Source organism: Halopenitus sp. POP-27, from assembly GCF_029889855.1.
In the GTDB taxonomy this organism is placed as follows: Archaea; Halobacteriota; Halobacteria; order Halobacteriales; family Haloferacaceae; genus Halopenitus; species Halopenitus malekzadehii.
Window position 1 is genome coordinate 90851 of record NZ_JARANU010000004.1, and the last position, 15419, is coordinate 106269.

Consider the following 15419-nt stretch of genomic DNA (forward strand, 5'->3'; position numbering starts at 1 on the left):
AACGGTCGCTAGACCCAGAGCAGCTGCGCGTGACGCGTCCCGTCGAACTCGAGGACGGCGTCCTCGTCGACGAGGCCGGCCTCGAGGGCGACGCCGACGGCCGTCTCGCCGACGATGTTCGCGATCTGTGCGCGCTGGAGCCCGGCGACGACCTCCTCGCGGGTCGCCTCGACCGCGTCGGGACCGCCGTAGAACTCCTCGGTGACCGCGAGCGTGGCCGCCTCGTTCTCGAAGGTCTTCCCCAGACAGTCGGGGTCACAGACCGAGACGAGGACGCCCTTTTGGGTGTCCCGCTCGCGCAGGAGCATCTACCGGCCTCCGCGCTCCGAGTCGAAGCCGTCGGACCCGTCCCCGGAGTCGCCGTCGATACCGTCGCCGGCGTTGCCGCCGAGAACGTCGTCAAGCCCCCCGCCGAGGCCGCCGCCGGCGTTTCCGCCGCGGCCCGAGCCACGACCGCCGCCGCGACCGGGGTCGGTCCCCCGGGCACCGCCGGCGTTTCCTCCTGACTCGCGATCGGTCACCGGCCCGCCACCGCCGTGTTCCTCGACGAGCTCGCGCTCGCGCTCCTGGCGGAGCTGTTCGGCCTCCTCGGCGACCTCCTCCGCCTCCTCGTACTCGTCGATCTCCTCGAGTGCGCGGGCCTTCTCCTCGAGGACGTCGGCGTTCCGATGGCCGAGCCGGATCGCGTTGTTGAACGCGGTGACGGCGTCCTCGGCCAGGCCACGCTCGAGCAGGAAGAACCCGCGGTTGTACCAGGCCTGCGCGAATCGCGGATCGATCTCGACGGCGCGTTCGGCGTGTTCGAGCGCCTCCTCGTGGCGGCCGAACTCCCAGAGCGCGTACGCGAGGTTCGTCTCCGCGGTCGCGGCGTGTTCGGAGTCGTCGTCGATCCGGAGCGCCTCCTTGTAGGCGCCGATCGCCTCGTCGTACTCCTCGAGCTCGGCGTGTGCGACCCCCTTGTTCACCCAGGACTCCTGGGCCTCCAGGGAGTCCTCCGCGGCGTACATCGCCGCGCGCTCGAAGGTGCCCGTCGCCTCCTCGAAGCGGTTGATCCCCATGTACGAGAGGCCGACGTCGAGCAGCTGTTCGACGTCGACCTGGTCGTCCGCGATGTTCCGGCGGTCGAGCGCGTCCGTGATGACGCGCGTATCGACCGGGTCCACGGCTGACGGGTCGGCGTTCAGCTCCGGCGGGTCGAGGGTGAACTCCTCGTAGTCCTCCTCGAGCCCCTGTCCGGCCGAGAACTCGTGGTCGTGATCGTCCGGCTCGTCGGTCATATGGCGCGATTTGGGGGTCGCGGCGGGTAAGGGTTACGTCACGGGGGATCCACGGCCACTGGATGCGGTGACCACGAGTGTACACCGGGCGGCGCACTTTTGTCCGTCCGGCACCGATCGATCGGCGGAATGCGCGCGTTCTTCGCGGTCGACCTGCCGACGGACCTGGCCGACCGGATCGCCGAAGTGCAGGGGACGCTCCGATCGGCGGACGGGCTGCGGTTCACCGACCCCGAGCAGGCGCACGTCACGCTCGAGTTCCTCGGCGACGTTCCGGCGGGCTCCGACGGCGAGGGGAACGGAAACGGGGAGGGGAACGGCGGAGGAACGGGCGACGAGGAGGACGACGACCACGAGATCGAGGCGGTGATCGAGGCCGGACGAGAGGCGGTTCGGAAGGCGAACGTCGAACCATTCACGGCGTCGATCCGGGGACTCGGCGCGTTTCCCTCAACCGAGTACATCCGCGTGGTCTGGGCGGGCGTGGGCGATGGAGCGGCCGAACTGACGCGGCTTCAAGCGGTGATCGAATCTCGAACGACCGACCTCGGCTACGAGCCCGACGATCACGAGTTCACCCCACACGTGACCCTGGCCCGGATGGACGATGCGCGCGGGAAGGAGCTCGTGCAGGAGACGATCCGAAACGCCGAGGCGGACATCGGGACGTTCACCGTCGAGGCGGTTCGGCTGAAGCGGTCGAGGCTGACCGAGTCGGGGCCGGTCTACGAGACCATCGAGTCGTTCCCGCTGTCGTCGTGAGCGGTCGCCCGAGGGTCAGTCGTGTGATCGGGCGTCGTTCGTGTGGTGGGTAGTGACACGCACTCGGTCGATCCGTGTCGCCGTCGCCGAGAGCACCTCGAGCGTGACGCCCGCGAGTTCGACGCGGTCGCCCTCAGCAGCCACCCGACCGAGGTGGTGGTGGACGAGGCCGGCGACGGTCTCGAAGGCCTCGGTCGTCGGGAGATCGGTCCCGAGCGTCTCGTTGAGGTAGGCGACCGTCGCCCGCCCGCGAACCACCGCCACGCCGTCGTCGACGATCCGTATCGGATCGACCTCCCCGTGCCCGACGATCTCGCCGACGATCTCCTCGATCACGTCCTCCATCGTCGCGAGCCCGACGACCGCGCCGTGTTCGTCGACGACGAGCACCAGCCGGACGCCGTCGGCCTGCATCTCCGAAAGGAGCTCATCGAGGGGTTTCGTTTCGGGGACGAAGGTCGGGTCGGCGAGGAGATCCCCGAGCTCGTCGAGACGGGTGTCAGACGGTTCGGCCCGCGTCATCGCATCACGGACGTCGAGAACGCCGCGAACGTCGTCGCGGTTCTCCCCGTACACCGGCAGCCGCGTGATCCCCTCACGGGTTCCGGTTTCGATCGCCTCGGCGAGCGTGGCGGAGACGGGAAGCGAGACGACGTCGGTTCGCGGCACCATCACGGCGGTGACGGCGGTGGCATCGAGATCGAGGACGCGTCGGATGATCGCGGTCTCGTCGGACTCGAGGACGCCCGTCTCCTCGCCGGAGAGGACGATCGTCTCGATCTCCTCGCGGGAGAGGTAGGTCTCGAAGCCCGCCTCGCCGCCGGTAACGCGGTTGACGACGCCGACGGCCGCCTCGAAGACGACGAGCACCGGCCAGAGGACGCGCTGGACCAGGACGACCACCCCGGAGACGCGCAGCGCGTGTCGCTCCGCGTTGGTGACGGCGTAGGACTTGGGCGCGATCTCCCCGAAGATGATGACGAACACCGAGGTGAAGACGGTCGCACCGGTGGCCGCCTGGCTTGGCGGCAGCACCTGGACGAGGACCGCGGTGGCGACGGCAGCGGCGGCAATGTTGGCAACGTTGTTGCTCACGAGGACGGTCACGAGGAACCGATGGGGGTCGTCCCGAAGCCGGGCGAGCGCGACCGAGCCGGGCGTTTCGGCCGCGACGAGCGAATCGATCCGGTGTCGGCCCACCGAGAAGACCGCCAGTTCGCTGCTCGAGAAGAAGGCGCTGATCGCGGTCAACGCCAGGATGGTGACAAGTCCCGCACCGATCGCTGAGGCGTTCATACGGATGCTTCGCGTGAGAGGCCCATAAGCGTCGGCCACGAACGCTCGGGCGATCGTACGCGCCGGCCACGAACGCTCGGGTCGATCGCCGGCGACCGGATCGAAAGTCGGCGAAACGGATCGAAAAAACACGTCCTGAGAATCGTAACCGAATGCCGTGATACCACGGAACACGGCCCACAGCCGTCGATGAAAAAGGATTAACCACCCGACGCGGATCGGTTCAGATATGAACGTTCTCGTGACCGATCCGATCGCGGACGCGGGCCTCGATCGGCTCCGAGAGGCGGGCTATACGGTTGAAACCGACTACGACATCGAGGGTGGCGCGGAGCTCATCGAGGCGGTCGAGGGCGTCAACGCCCTGATCGTTCGATCGGGGACCGAGGTCTCACGCGACGTCTTCGAGGCGGCCGAGGACCTCGTCATCGTCGGGCGGGCCGGTATCGGCGTCGACAACATCGACATCGACGCCGCGACCGACCACGGCGTCATCGTGGCGAACGCGCCGGAGGGGAACGTCCGCGCCGCCGCCGAACACACGGTGGCGATGACCTTCGCGGTCGCGCGCTCGATCCCGCAGGCGCACGGCCGCCTGAAGGACGGCGAGTGGGCGAAAGGCGAGTTCCTCGGCGCCGAGGTGAACAACAAGACGCTCACGATCGTCGGCCTCGGGCGCGTCGGCCAGGAGGTCGCCAAACGGCTCGACTCGCTCGGAATGGACCTCGTGGTCTATGACCCCTACATCTCCCAGGAACGCGCCGAACGGATGGGCGCGGAGCTCATCGAGGACCTCCACGACGCGCTCGCGGCCGGCGACTTCGCGACGATCCACACGCCGCTGTTGCCCGAAACCGAGGGGATGATCGGCGAGGCGGAGCTCGCCCAGCTCGAGGGCGGCTACCTCATCAACTGCGCCCGCGGCGGAATCGTCGACGAGGATGCCCTCGCGGCGGCCGTCGACGACGGCGTGCTGGCGGGGGCGGCGCTCGACTCCTTCGCGACCGAGCCCCTGCCGACCGACTCGCCGCTTTTGGACGTCGAGGACGTCGTCGTCACCCCGCATCTCGGTGCCTCGACGGAGGCGGCCCAGGAGAACGTCGCGACCGACACCGCCGACGCAGTGATCGCGGCGTTCAACGACGAGCCGGTCATCAACGCGCTCAACGCGCCCTCGGTCGACGAGAGCGCGTTCCCGCGCATCGAGCCCTACATCGACCTGGCCGAGACCGCGGGGAAGGTGGCCGCACAGCTGCTCGAGGAACGAATCTCCCGGATCGAGGTGACCTACGAGGGCGACATCGCCGCGGAGGAGGTCGATCTCGTCACCGCCTCGGCCCTGAAGGGCGTCTTCGAGCCGCTCGAGTGGCAGGTCAACGCGGTGAACGCGCCACAGCTCGCCGAGGACCGCGGGATCGACGTCGTGGAGTCGAAGAGCCGACAGAGCGAGGACTTCCAGAGCGTCGTTCGCGTCACCGTCCACAACGGCGACGAGGAGCTGTCGGTGGAGGGAACGCTGTTCGCCGGCGACGACCCCCGGATCGTCCGGATCGACGGGTTCCGCGTCGATGCGGTCCCCTACGGGCACATGCTCGTCGCCCGGAACGCGGACAAGCCGGGCGTCATCGGCCTCATCGGGACCGTCCTCGGCGACCACGACGTGAATATCGCCGGGATGTTCAACGCCCGCGAGGTCCACGGCGGCGAGGCGATCACGGTCTACAACCTCGACCAGGAGGTACCGGATGCGGCGGTCGAGGAGCTGCTTGCTGACGACCGGATCATCTCGGTGACGGACATCACCCTCGACGCGGCGAACGGGCGCGAGGAATAATACAGCGACGAGCGGTCGGGTGGTCCGGCCGATCGAACCGTCGCCGAATCGCCGTCGAGACGTCTCGAACCGACACCGATCACCATCGAATCCTCCCGTGGAGCCGGGAGCCGACCTATTCTTCGAGCAGCTCGAGCACCGCGTCGACGTCGTTGTCGACGGGCTCGGGGTCGTTGCCGGCCTCGTAGGCGGCGTCGGGGTCCTTGAGGAGGTGTCCCGTGGTCAGACAGACGACGCGTTCGTCATCGTCAACGACGCCCTGGCGGCGGAGTTTCCGCAGGCCGGCCACGCTGGCGGCGGAGGCGGGTTCGACGCCGACGCCCTCGGCGGCGAGTGCGCGTTGGGCGTCGGTGATCTCGTCGTCGGAGACGGCGACGGCGGTGCCGCCGGTGTTCCGGATCCCGGGCAGCGCCTTCGGCGCGTTGACCGGATTGCCGATGCGGATCGCGGTCGCGCGCGTCTCGACGTCCTCCCAGCGCCGGACTTCCTCGGCCCCGTCCTCGATCGCCTCGACCATCGGGGCGGCGCCCTCGGCCTGGACGCCGGTGAGTTTGGGGACGTCGTCGACGTCGAGCGCGCCGGACTGGACGAGCTCGCGGAAGGCCTTGTACAGGGCGGCGGTGTTGCCCGCGTTGCCGACCGGCAACACGATCCGGTCGGGGTAGGTGTCGTGATCGGCGTGGAACGCCTCGAGGATCTCGAAGCCGATCGTCTTCTGGCCCTCGAGCCGGAAGGGGTTCAACGAGTTGAGCAGGTACGCCTTCCCGCGAGCGGCGAGCTCCTGAACGATGTCGAGGCAGGCGTCGAAGTTGCCGTCGACCTCGAGGATCCGCGCGTCGTGGAGGCTCGCCTGGGCGATCTTGCCGGCGGCAACCTTGCCCGCCGGGAGGAGGACGAGCGTCTCGAGGTCCGCCCGGCCGCCGTAGGCTGCGAGCGCGGCCGAGGTGTTGCCCGTGGAGGCGCACGCGAGCGCGCCGACGCCGAGCTCCTCGGCGACGCGGACGCCGACGGTCATTCCGCGGTCCTTGAACGAGCCCGTCGGGTTCATTCCCTCGTGTTTGACTCGGAGCGTCTCGACGCCGACGTCGGCCTCGAGCCGTGGGACGGTGTGCAGCGGCGTGTCGCCCTCCGGTAGGGTGACGCCGATATCGAACGGGAGCGCCTCCCGGTACCGCCAGACGCCGCGGTCGGGGCCGTCCGCGGACGCGCCCTCGCCGAAGTCCTCGAAGGTCGGCGGGGTCGCGTAGCGGGCCTCGAGCAGGCCGTCACAGTCGTCACAGGTGTAGCGGACGTCCTCGAAGGGGGCGAACGTGGAGCCGCACGCGATACAGGCGAGCCACACTCCGTCGTCGGCGCACTCGGGAGCGTCCGGCGCGGGCGTGTCGAGGTCGAGCGTCATCGTTCGAGGGTTACCCCGCCGACGTAAAAGGTGGGCGGTCCGAGCGGGGCATCAGGTCGTCGTCGACTTCGACTCGTCCTCGGTCTCGGGGAGATCGACGCCCTCGGCCGCCTCCAGGTTGGCGGTCTCCTTTTCGGTCGCGACGTGCCATCGATCGACCGTGGATTCGTACTCCGCGAGGATGTCCGAGACCTCCGCCTTCAGGTCGTCGTCGTTGACGTTCACCTCGAAGACGAACTCCTCGTCCGCCTCGCCGCGGCCGACGCGCTGAATGTTGGCGCTTATCAGTTCGTTGTCGAAGTAGTACGGCGCAAGCTGGGTCATCACGTTGCGATAGACGGTGTCCTCGACCTTTCGGATGGCCTTCCGACCGGCGGAGTCGGCGGCACGCGCGACGTGTTCGATCGACTCACCCCACCGGTCGATCGCGCCCTCGTTGTCGCCGGCCTCGACCTTCTCGTAGGACTCCGAGAGCTTCTCGCCGGCGGTCTGCATGTCCTCGCTCGCACTCTTGCCCGCCTTTTCCCCCTCGCCCTTGCTCACGGAGGCCTGTTCTGCGGTCTTCGCCGAGACGTCCTCGTCGATCAGCTCGTGGGCGCGCGGGCGCCACTCGTCCCACTCGTGGAAGGCGTCGTCGTTGACGTCGGCCTCCCGAAGCGCCTGCGTGATCTTCTCGCCGTGTTCAACCATATCCCCCCAGTCCCCGCGGATCTTGAACCCGGAGATGCTCTCTTCCATCGGTTAGCCGAGGCGTACGTAACGGAGCCGTAAAGCCCCTCCGGCAGGCCGCGCGGTCTGGCGTCGCCGCGTTTTTTGTCGATCGGCCGAGAGGGGACGGCCATGGGCTACCGTATCGTCGATCCCGACGCGATCGATCCCACCCCCGATCGGCCCTGCGAGCAGCGTGCGCTGACCGAGCCTGCGGAACTCGAGCACGTCGCGATGAACCGCTATCGGGCCGACCCGGGCGAATCGATCCCGCTCCGGTACCATTTCCACGAGAAACAGGAGGAAGCGTTCTACGTACTGGCGGGCGAGCTGGCCGTCGAGACGCCGGAGAAAACCTACACGGTACCGTCCGGATCCCTGTTCGTCGTCGAGCCGGGCGATCCACAGCGCGCGTACAACCCCGCGGACGCCGCAGAATCGATCGAGATCCTGGCGATCGGGGCCCCGCAGACGACGGGCGACGCCAGGCAGTACGACCCGAACGAGCCGGATGACGACGCCGGCGCGGAGTGACCGATAGAGCGGGGACGATCGGGATCGGTCGAGTCGGATCAGGCGGCGTCGCCGTCGCTATCGCCGTTTCCGGGCGCGTGTACCTCGTCGTTCCGGGAGTCCCACACGAACCAGAGCATCACGATCGTCATCCCCACGACGGCGACGCCGGCCGCGACGGTCGCTGCCGTTATCAGTTCCTGCATATCCCAGCATCCGCCGGCTGCATAAATCAACGTGTCGGCTTCGGTCGAACGCGGCGGCGGCGGCGTCCGTCGAACGCGTCGATGTCGATTTCGGTCGAACGCGGCACACGGCGCGTGCCGAATCCCCGCCGGGAGGATGCCGGGATTCTTGACCGTCGGGCGCGACCGCTTCGACGATGAACGTCTACGACGCGTGCAAGCCGGCGCTGTTCGCGCTCCCGGCGGAGACGGCACACCGGTCGATCCACCGGCTGTTGCGGACGGTCCAGGGAACCCCGGTGACGGACCTCCTCCGGCGACGGTACGTCGTCGAGGATCCCCGGTTGCGAACCGCGGCGTTCGGCTGCTCGTTCCCGAACCCGGTCGGCGTCGCCGCGGGATTCGACAAGAACGCGGAGATCCCGCGCGCGTTGGCCGCGCTCGGGTTCGGCCACGTCGAGGTCGGCGGCGTCACCGCGGAGGCACAGCCCGGAAACCCGCGGCCACGGATGTTCCGGTTGCGGGAGGACAGCGGACTCATCAACCGGATGGGGTTCAACAATCAGGGCGCCGATCGCGTCGGCCGGCGACTCGATGACGAGCCGCTTCCGACCGTCCCGGTCGGGATCAACATCGGGAAGTCGAAGTCGACGCCGCTCGCGGAGGCACCCGGGGACTACGAGTACACCTACGAGCGCGTCGCGGACGCCGGCGACTACTTCGTGGTCAACGTTTCGAGTCCGAACACGCCCGGACTCCGGTCGCTGCAGGACCGGGACGCCCTCGAGTCCATCCTGGGGACGCTTACCGACGCCGGCGCCGATCCGCTGCTCGTGAAACTCTCACCGGACCTGCCGCGACCCGCCATCGAGGAGGCGCTTGCGGTCGTCGACGACCTCGGTCTGGACGGCGTGATCGCGACCAACACGACGACGGACCGGCCGGACTCGCTGCAGAGCCCGCAGCGTGCCGAACGCGGCGGCCTCTCCGGCAAGCCGATCGAGGGGACCGCGACCGACCTGATCCGGTTCATCGCCGAACGAACCGACGTGCCGATCGTCGGCGTGGGTGGAGTCGACGACGCGTACGGCGCCTACGAGAAGATCCGCGCCGGCGCGTCGGTCGTCCAGCTATACACCGGGTTGGTGTATCAGGGACCGAGCGTGGCTCGCGACATCAACGAGGGGCTTCTCGAGTTGCTCGATCGCGACGGGTTCGAGTCGGTCGAGGACGCCGTCGGCGCCGATCTGTAAGTCCGCTCCACATTCGCAGTGGGGACCGCTCAGTCGTCCGTCCGCACGATCACGGCGGCGTCACCGGCCTCGATCAGGTCGCCCTCGCCCTGATACTGTCGGTCGGTTTCGACCGTGAACTCCTCGGGGGACAGCTCGTGACCGGCAACGTGTAGCTCGCCGTCGACGAGTTCGTACTCGCCGGCCTCGATCCCGGCCTCAATGTCGGGGACGTCGCCGCCGTAGGCCGGCCCGACCGTGGCATAGTCGAGGTCGATCCCGGTCGTGACCGTCTCGACGGGCGCCTCCGCGTCGGGATGGACGCGCAGGTCCCCGACGTGCATCACGCCGGTGACGTCATCCTCGAAGCCGCGGACGTCTCCGTACACCTCGACGACGTCGATGGGCGCGTTGAGCGGGAGCCCCCGATCGCTTTTGAACTTCCGGAGCGCGCCGACGACCGCCATCGCGAGCTCGCCGGCGTCGTGGTCCGCCTCGAGCCCGAGCGGGTCGGGCCAGTCGGCGAGGTGGATCGACTCGGCGGCCGCGGGCGTCTCGGCGGACGCCTCATCGGCGGCGTCGGCGGCGTACTCGGCGTGCCAGATCTCCTCGGTCACGTGGGCAAGCAGCGGGGCGAACAGCTTCAGGAACCGGCGGTGGGCCGTCCGAAGGGTGTACCGGGCCGATGCGTCCTCCCGCTGTTTGGCGATCTCGAGGTAGTCGTCACAGAAGGTGCCCCAGAAGAACGTCCGGAGGCCGTCGCGGGCCTTCGAGAACTCCCGGTTCTCGAGGTGCTCCGTGAGCCGCTGGAGCTCCCGGTCGATCTCCGCGAGCAGCCACCGGTCGAGCTCGGCCAGCTCGTCGGGACGGTCGGGGTACGGTTCGGGGGCCAGCGACTCGACCAGCTTCGAGGCGTTCCACAGCTTGCGAATGAGCTTCTCGCCCGCGCGCAGGCCCTTCTCCTGGTAGGGGAGGTCGTCGCCGATCGCGGAGCCGGCGGCCCAGAAGCGGGCGGCGTCGACAGGGAACTTTTCCATCACGGCGTCGGGATCGACGACGTTGCCCTTCGATTTCGACATCTTCTCGCGGTTTTCATCGAGGACCATCCCGTTGATCATCGTCGACTCGAAGGGCACCTCGCCGGTGTGCTCGTAACACTTGATCACCGTGTGGAACAGCCAGAAGGAGATGATGTCGTGGCCCTGCGGGCGGACGTCCATCGGGTAGATCTCCGGCCGGTCCATCGTGAACTCGCCGGCGTCGGCGTCGTAATCCCAGCCGGCGTTGATGAGCGGCGTGAGCGAGGAGGTGGCCCAGGTGTCGAGCACGTCGTCCTCGGGAACGAACTCCCCGTGGCCACACTCGGGACAGGCGTCGGCGGGCGGGTCGTCGGAGAGGGGGTCGACGGGGAGGTCGTCCTTCTCGGCGACGATCTCGTGGTCACAGTCCGCGCAGTACCAGACCGGGAACGGGATGCCCGAGGATCGCTGCCGGGAGATGAGCCAGTCCCACTGGAGCCCCTCGACCCAGTGTTCATACCGCGTGAACATCTTCTCCGGGAACCACTCCATATCGCGGCCGGCCTGAAGGTACTCCTCGCGCTTGTCGAGGACCTTCACGTACCACTGCTCGGTGACGAGGAACTCGACGCCGACGCCGCAACGCTCGTGGACGTTGACGGTGTGGGTGATCGCGCGGCGGTCCAGCAGCGCGTCCTCCTCGTCGAGGTCGCTCACGATCGCTTCGCGGGCCTCCGCGGAGTGCATCCCTTCGTAGGGGCCGGCCACGTCGGTCATATGGCCCGACTCGTCGATGGCGACGCGGAGGTCGAGGTCGTGAGCCTGGTACCACTCGATGTCGTTCTGGTCGCCGAAGGTACAACACATCACGATTCCTGACCCCGTCTCCATATCGACGCGGTCGTCCGCGATGATCGGCACGTCGTGGCCGAACAACGGGATCGTCGCCGCCTCGCCGACGAGGTGCTGGTTCTCGTCGTCGTCGGGGTGGACGAAGACGGCGACGCAGGCGGGCAACAGCTCCGGCCGCGTGGTGGAGATGGTGAATCCCTCGCCGGAGTCGGCGACGGTGAACTCGATGTCGTGGAAGTGGGAGTCCTGCTCGTCGTCCTCGGTTTCGACCTGCGAGATGGCGGTCTCACACTCTGGACACCAGATGGCGGGTGCCTGCTCGCGATACTCGCGACCCTTCTCGTAGAGATCGATGAACGAGAGCTGGGAGACGCGCTGGACCTCCGGTGAGATGGTGCGGTAGGTGTTGTTCCAGTCGATCGACAGGCCCATCCCCTGCATCTTCTCGGTGAAGTCGGCCTCGTACTCCCGGCAGACCTCCCGACACTTGCGCTGGAACTCGCGGCGCTCGAAGTCCTGATGGCGGACGTCGAGTTCGCGCTCGGTCAGCCGCTCGGAGGCGATCCCGTTGTCGTCGTAGCCGAACGGGTAGAGGACGTCGCGGCCGTTCATCCGGTGGAATCGGGCGACGACGTCCTGAAGGATCGAGCCGTAAACGTGGCCCCAGTGGAGGTTCCCCGAAACGGTCGGCGGGGGCGTGTCGATCGCGAAGGCGGTGTCGGGGTCGGCGGTCTCCTCCGGATAGGCGAACGTCTCGTCGTCGACCCACCGGCGCTGCCAGCGCGCCTCGGCGGCGTCGGGGTCATACTCTCCGCTGGGCATTCTTGGCTGTCGATACCGCCGGTTCCCTGTTAAGCGCCTCGATCGGTGCAGCGACGGCCGTCGGGAGAACCGTCCGGCTTCCGCCTACTCGAGCGCGTCCAGTCGGAACTCGAAGGCCGCCACCGGCAGCTCCAGGTCGTGCTCGACGAGCACGGCGGGATGGACCTCGCCGATCACGCCGACGGTCTCGCCGTCGATCACGATCGCGGCGGTCCGCCCGTCGATGAAGGTCGGATGGTCGGTCGGCGGCGTCGCGAGGTCGACGTCGAAGTCGCGACAGACCGCCTGCAGTCGGGCCTTCGCGTCCTCGTAGCTCGCGTCGGTCCGAGCGAGGACCCCCGCGACCGTTCGGCGTTCGGCGACGTTCGTGTTCTCGGTCTCGTCGCGCTCGGCCGCCAGCCCGATCTCCGCGAGGTCCTGGGGGTACGCCCGGTGGGTGTTCCGCTCAAGGACCATCAACAGCGACGGGAGCGCCCACGTGCGCAGCTGCGTGTAGTCCTCGCTGTAGGGTTCGGTGATCTCGACGGGCTCGCCGCCCCCGACGACGTCGGTGCCGGGGTCGACGCGCAGCCGGTCGTAGTTCTCCGGGCCGCTTATCATGTGGAAGTTGAGCAGGTCCTCGAAGCCGAGCCCGACGAGGCTGTCGCGGGCCGCGTCCTCGAGGCGCGATCGGTCGTGGCGGCCGCCGACGGTCCCGACGTCTGGATACCGCGGTTCGAGGTCGTTGAACCCGTAGGCGCGCCCGACATCGTCCACGAGGTCGTAGGGGTGGAGCACGTCGACGCGGTAGGGCGGTATCTCGACGTCGTAGACGACGTCCTCGCCCAGCGAATAGGTCGCGTCGAGACCGGAGCGCTCGAAGAGGTCGACGACCTCGTCGGGCTCGAAGGAGACGCCGATCGTCGACTCGATGCGGTCGTGGGAAACCGACTTCTCGGTCACCTCGAGGTCGGGCCGGACGAGCGTCCGCCCGGCGCTCGGGTGGGATGCGGTCGGTGAGTCGCTCCCGCCGGCGATCGGCTCGACGTCGGCGGCGCCGTCAGCACCGGCTCCACCGTCAGCACCGGACGCGCCGTCAGCGTCGCCGTCGGGATACGCGATCTCGACGTCCTCGATCGTGGCGCCACGGGCGGAGAGCGCGTAACAGACGATCGCGAGCATCCGGTCGATCGTCCACTGGTCGGTTCCCGTCATCTCGACGAGCAGCTCGCGGCTGCCCGTGGTCACCTCGGTCCGACGCCCGTTGATGACCGGCGGGAACGAGAAGAGCCCGAGGTCGTCGTAGATCGCCGGGTAGCGGTCGTACTCGGCGACGAGGTCGGCGTAGGTGCGGCCGGTATCGTGATCCTCGAGCACGTCCGCGGGCGTCATCTCGGCGTCCGAATCGAGCGGGACGAACGTGTCACCCTCGGGGTCGACCCCGCGGTAGGTGATCGCGTTGCCGTCGCCGTCGCCCCCCGCGTTGCCCTTGAGCATCGCGAGGTCGTGGATGCCGATCGCGCCCTTCGCGCGCTTGCGGCCCATCGTCGCGTGCAGCTTCTCCTGGAGCTGGATGAGCGAGTCGAGCGCGTCGTCGTCCAGATCCACGCCGCGAACGACCGCGCCGGTGACGTACGGACGCTCGTCGGGGACCGATCTCGCGACCTCGATCGTCCAGTCGGCGTCGTTCGTGTCGGGAACGTGGACGCCGCGGGCATCGCCGTAGTGGTAGCGCAGCGAGCGGGCGATCCCCTCCACGGAGAGACGATCCAGGCGGTCAGGGGCGAACTCGAGTTGGAGGTCGCCGTCCTCGGTTTCGCCCTCGAACTCCAGCCCGAGCGCGAACAGGTCGTCGACGAACTCCTCGTCGGTCTTCTCGTGGCCGGTCAGCTCGCGCAGCTCGTCGGGGTCGACGTCGACGACGGGCATTACCGCACCACCTCCGTCTCCCGCAGCAGTTCCAGATCACACAGCGTCCCGTGCACGTCGCGGATGTCGTCGAAGCCGTACATCAACATTAAGAGTCGCTCCAGGGCGAGTCCCCACGCCATCACGTCGCACTCGACGCCGAGCGGGCCGAGCACCTCCTGGCGGAACAGTCCCGAGTTGCCGATCTCGATGAGCTCGTCCGTCTCGGGGTGACGGCCGAACAGCTCGAAGGACGGTTCCGTGTAGGGGTTGTAGTGCGGTTTGAACTGTACGTCGGTGATCCCGAACTGCCGGTAGAACTCCTCGAAGGTGCCCATCAGGTCCCGCACCGAGAGGTTCTCGGCCATCACCCAGCCCTCGATCTGGAAGAACTCGAGCAGGTGGGTCGGGTCGAGGGTGTCGTTGCGGTAGACCTTCTCGACCGAAAAGAACCGCTGTGGCGGTTCCAGGTCGCCGAGCGCGAACCCGGAGAGGTGCCGCATCGACAGCGAGGTGGTGTGACCGCGCAGGTCGATCGCCCGCGCGACGTCCTCGGTCCACGGCGAGTGGTAGCCGTCGCCGTCCTCGCCCCAGCCCTCCCGATGGGCGCGCTCGACGCGGTCGAGCAGCCCCGGCGGGATCGACTCCATCGGCGGGAGATCGAGCGCGAACTGGTCCCAGTGGGTCCGCGCGGGGTGGTCCTGAGGCATGAACAGGCAGTCGTTGATCCAGAACTCCGAATCCGCGTGCGGGCCCTCCATCTCCCGAAAGCCCATCCCGACGAGGACGTCCTTCACGCGGTCGGCCGTCTGTCGGAGGATGTGTTTGCGCCCGCCGGTCGCGGTCTCGGCGTCCGCCTCGACGTTGTACTCGGCGAACTCCACGTCCCGCCACTCCCCGCTCGTGAGCAGTTCGGGCGTGAGCCGGTCGACCGTCTCGGCCGTCTCGATCCCCTCCATCAGGGCGGTGACGCCGTCGTCGGTGAGAGTGACCGAGCGCACGGTCGACTCGCTTCGCTCGATGAGTCCGCGGCGCTCCAGGCTCCCGAGAACGTCGGCGTCGATCGATTCGGGGGGCTCGATGGAGGCGTCCCGGTCGGACGCCGTCTCGTCGGGAGCCGTCTCAGCGGGACCCGCCGAGGCGATCGCCTCGAGCGCGAGCGATTCGGAGTCGTCCGCGGGATCGACGTCGGGGTCGGCGGTGATCTCGCCGGATTCGATGCTCCCGTAGCCCTTGCGGGCGTAGTTCGAGAGGGCGATGTCGACGGCGCCGCCCTCGAGGTCGGCTCCACCGATGACCTCGCCCATCGACTGGGGCGCGTCGTCGGCGCCGGCGTCGAGGGCCGCCCGGTGGAGCTGGATCTCCGGGAGTGCCGTTTCGACGTACTCGCCGCCCTCGTCGGTGACGGTCACCGAGACCTGCTCGGCCTCGCTGACCGCGAGCAGGCCCTCGTCCGCGAGCTCGAAGGCGGCTCGGGTGACCGTCTCGGGCTTCTCGCCGATCTCGGCCGCGAGATCGTCGATCGGTCGGTCGTCGGTCGCGCTCGCGGCCTCAAGGACCGCGAGTTGGGATTCCGTGAGTCGCATATGGTGAATGTATCGTGTGGTCGGCGGCGTCTCTCGTGCGTACGTTC

The 15419-nt window shown here is 68.4% G+C and carries 13 protein-coding genes; 4 read left to right on the top strand and 9 right to left on the bottom strand.

Features of this window, described 5'->3' with window-relative positions; translation table 11 throughout:
- Window positions 1–8: 8 nt before the first annotated feature.
- Both OQF70_RS03970 and OQF70_RS03975 read right to left on the bottom strand, forming a co-directional pair.
- Entirely contained in the window at window positions 9–308 is a 300-nt protein-coding gene (locus tag OQF70_RS03970) for a DUF424 family protein (protein ID WP_092816754.1), read from the bottom strand.
- Complete coding sequence (locus tag OQF70_RS03975) at window positions 309–1277, bottom strand: tetratricopeptide repeat protein (RefSeq protein ID WP_280535974.1); 969 nt, start codon at window positions 1275–1277, stop codon at window positions 309–311.
- 129 nt (window positions 1278–1406) lie between these two features.
- Here OQF70_RS03975 and thpR point away from each other — a divergent pair, with 129 nt between their 5' ends.
- Window positions 1407–2039: an RNA 2',3'-cyclic phosphodiesterase gene (thpR, locus tag OQF70_RS03980; protein ID WP_280535975.1), complete on the top strand. Its 633-nt coding sequence runs from the start codon at window positions 1407–1409 to the stop codon at window positions 2037–2039.
- Between the two features lie 15 nt (window positions 2040–2054).
- Here the strand turns inward: thpR and OQF70_RS03985 are convergent, their stop codons facing one another.
- Entirely contained in the window at window positions 2055–3335 is a 1281-nt protein-coding gene (locus OQF70_RS03985; RefSeq protein WP_280535976.1) for a hemolysin family protein, read from the bottom strand.
- Between the two features lie 229 nt (window positions 3336–3564).
- Between OQF70_RS03985 and serA the strand changes: the two genes are divergently transcribed.
- Window positions 3565–5169 (top strand): phosphoglycerate dehydrogenase, encoded by a 1605-nt coding sequence (gene serA / locus OQF70_RS03990; protein ID WP_280535978.1) that lies wholly within the window; start codon window positions 3565–3567, stop codon window positions 5167–5169.
- Window positions 5170–5284: 115 nt separating this feature from the next.
- On the opposite strand, the gene thrC is transcribed toward serA, so the two are convergent.
- Window positions 5285–6568 carry a threonine synthase gene (gene thrC / locus OQF70_RS03995; RefSeq protein WP_280535979.1) on the bottom strand — a complete coding sequence of 428 codons (1284 nt, stop codon included), beginning with the start codon at window positions 6566–6568 and terminating at the stop codon, window positions 5285–5287.
- 51 nt (window positions 6569–6619) lie between these two features.
- Window positions 6620–7306, bottom strand: coding sequence for a DUF5828 family protein (locus OQF70_RS04000; protein ID WP_280535980.1), 687 nt, complete (start codon window positions 7304–7306; stop codon window positions 6620–6622).
- Between the two features lie 102 nt (window positions 7307–7408).
- On the opposite strand from OQF70_RS04000, the gene OQF70_RS04005 reads away from it, so the two are divergent.
- Window positions 7409–7810, top strand: coding sequence for a cupin domain-containing protein (locus tag OQF70_RS04005; RefSeq protein ID WP_280535981.1), 402 nt, complete (start codon window positions 7409–7411; stop codon window positions 7808–7810).
- A 38-nt stretch (window positions 7811–7848) separates the two neighbouring features.
- Here OQF70_RS04005 and OQF70_RS04010 read toward each other — a convergent pair whose 3' ends face one another.
- The gene (locus tag OQF70_RS04010; protein WP_177167465.1) at window positions 7849–7995 is read right to left on the bottom strand and encodes a hypothetical protein; all 147 of its coding nucleotides are present in this window, start codon (window positions 7993–7995) and stop codon (window positions 7849–7851) included.
- A 176-nt stretch (window positions 7996–8171) separates the two neighbouring features.
- Here OQF70_RS04010 and OQF70_RS04015 point away from each other — a divergent pair, with 176 nt between their 5' ends.
- Entirely contained in the window at window positions 8172–9227 is a 1056-nt protein-coding gene (locus OQF70_RS04015; RefSeq protein WP_280535982.1) for a quinone-dependent dihydroorotate dehydrogenase, read from the top strand.
- Window positions 9228–9256: 29 nt separating this feature from the next.
- Here OQF70_RS04015 and OQF70_RS04020 read toward each other — a convergent pair whose 3' ends face one another.
- The 3 genes from OQF70_RS04020 to OQF70_RS04030 form a co-directional block, all read right to left on the bottom strand.
- Complete coding sequence (locus OQF70_RS04020; protein WP_280535983.1) at window positions 9257–11899, bottom strand: valine--tRNA ligase; 2643 nt, start codon at window positions 11897–11899, stop codon at window positions 9257–9259.
- 84 nt (window positions 11900–11983) lie between these two features.
- The gene (locus OQF70_RS04025; RefSeq protein ID WP_280535984.1) at window positions 11984–13807 is read right to left on the bottom strand and encodes a phenylalanine--tRNA ligase beta subunit-related protein; all 1824 of its coding nucleotides are present in this window, start codon (window positions 13805–13807) and stop codon (window positions 11984–11986) included.
- A complete protein-coding gene (locus OQF70_RS04030) occupies window positions 13807–15372 on the bottom strand; it encodes a phenylalanine--tRNA ligase subunit alpha (RefSeq protein WP_280535985.1) in 1566 nt (521 codons plus the stop codon). The genes OQF70_RS04025 and OQF70_RS04030 overlap by 1 nt, the downstream gene beginning before the upstream one ends.
- Between the last annotated feature and the right edge of the window lie 47 nt (window positions 15373–15419).

Excerpts from the sequence above, each read along its gene's own strand:
- OQF70_RS04020 (WP_280535983.1), bottom strand. The coding sequence starts at position 11,899 with ATGCCCAGCGGAGAGTATGACCCCGACGCCGCCGAGGCGCGCTGGCAG.
- OQF70_RS04010 (WP_177167465.1), bottom strand. The coding sequence starts at position 7,995 with ATGCAGGAACTGATAACGGCAGCGACCGTCGCGGCCGGCGTCGCCGTC.
- OQF70_RS04025 (WP_280535984.1), bottom strand. The coding sequence starts at position 13,807 with ATGCCCGTCGTCGACGTCGACCCCGACGAGCTGCGCGAGCTGACCGGC.
- thpR (WP_280535975.1), top strand. The coding sequence starts at position 1,407 with ATGCGCGCGTTCTTCGCGGTCGACCTGCCGACGGACCTGGCCGACCGG.
- OQF70_RS04005 (WP_280535981.1), top strand. The coding sequence starts at position 7,409 with ATGGGCTACCGTATCGTCGATCCCGACGCGATCGATCCCACCCCCGAT.
- OQF70_RS04030 (WP_280535985.1), bottom strand. The coding sequence starts at position 15,372 with ATGCGACTCACGGAATCCCAACTCGCGGTCCTTGAGGCCGCGAGCGCG.
- OQF70_RS04000 (WP_280535980.1), bottom strand. The coding sequence starts at position 7,306 with ATGGAAGAGAGCATCTCCGGGTTCAAGATCCGCGGGGACTGGGGGGAT.
- OQF70_RS03975 (WP_280535974.1), bottom strand. The coding sequence starts at position 1,277 with ATGACCGACGAGCCGGACGATCACGACCACGAGTTCTCGGCCGGACAG.
- OQF70_RS03985 (WP_280535976.1), bottom strand. The coding sequence starts at position 3,335 with ATGAACGCCTCAGCGATCGGTGCGGGACTTGTCACCATCCTGGCGTTG.
- OQF70_RS03970 (WP_092816754.1), bottom strand. The coding sequence starts at position 308 with ATGCTCCTGCGCGAGCGGGACACCCAAAAGGGCGTCCTCGTCTCGGTC.
- OQF70_RS04015 (WP_280535982.1), top strand. The coding sequence starts at position 8,172 with ATGAACGTCTACGACGCGTGCAAGCCGGCGCTGTTCGCGCTCCCGGCG.
- serA (WP_280535978.1), top strand. The coding sequence starts at position 3,565 with ATGAACGTTCTCGTGACCGATCCGATCGCGGACGCGGGCCTCGATCGG.
- thrC (WP_280535979.1), bottom strand. The coding sequence starts at position 6,568 with ATGACGCTCGACCTCGACACGCCCGCGCCGGACGCTCCCGAGTGCGCC.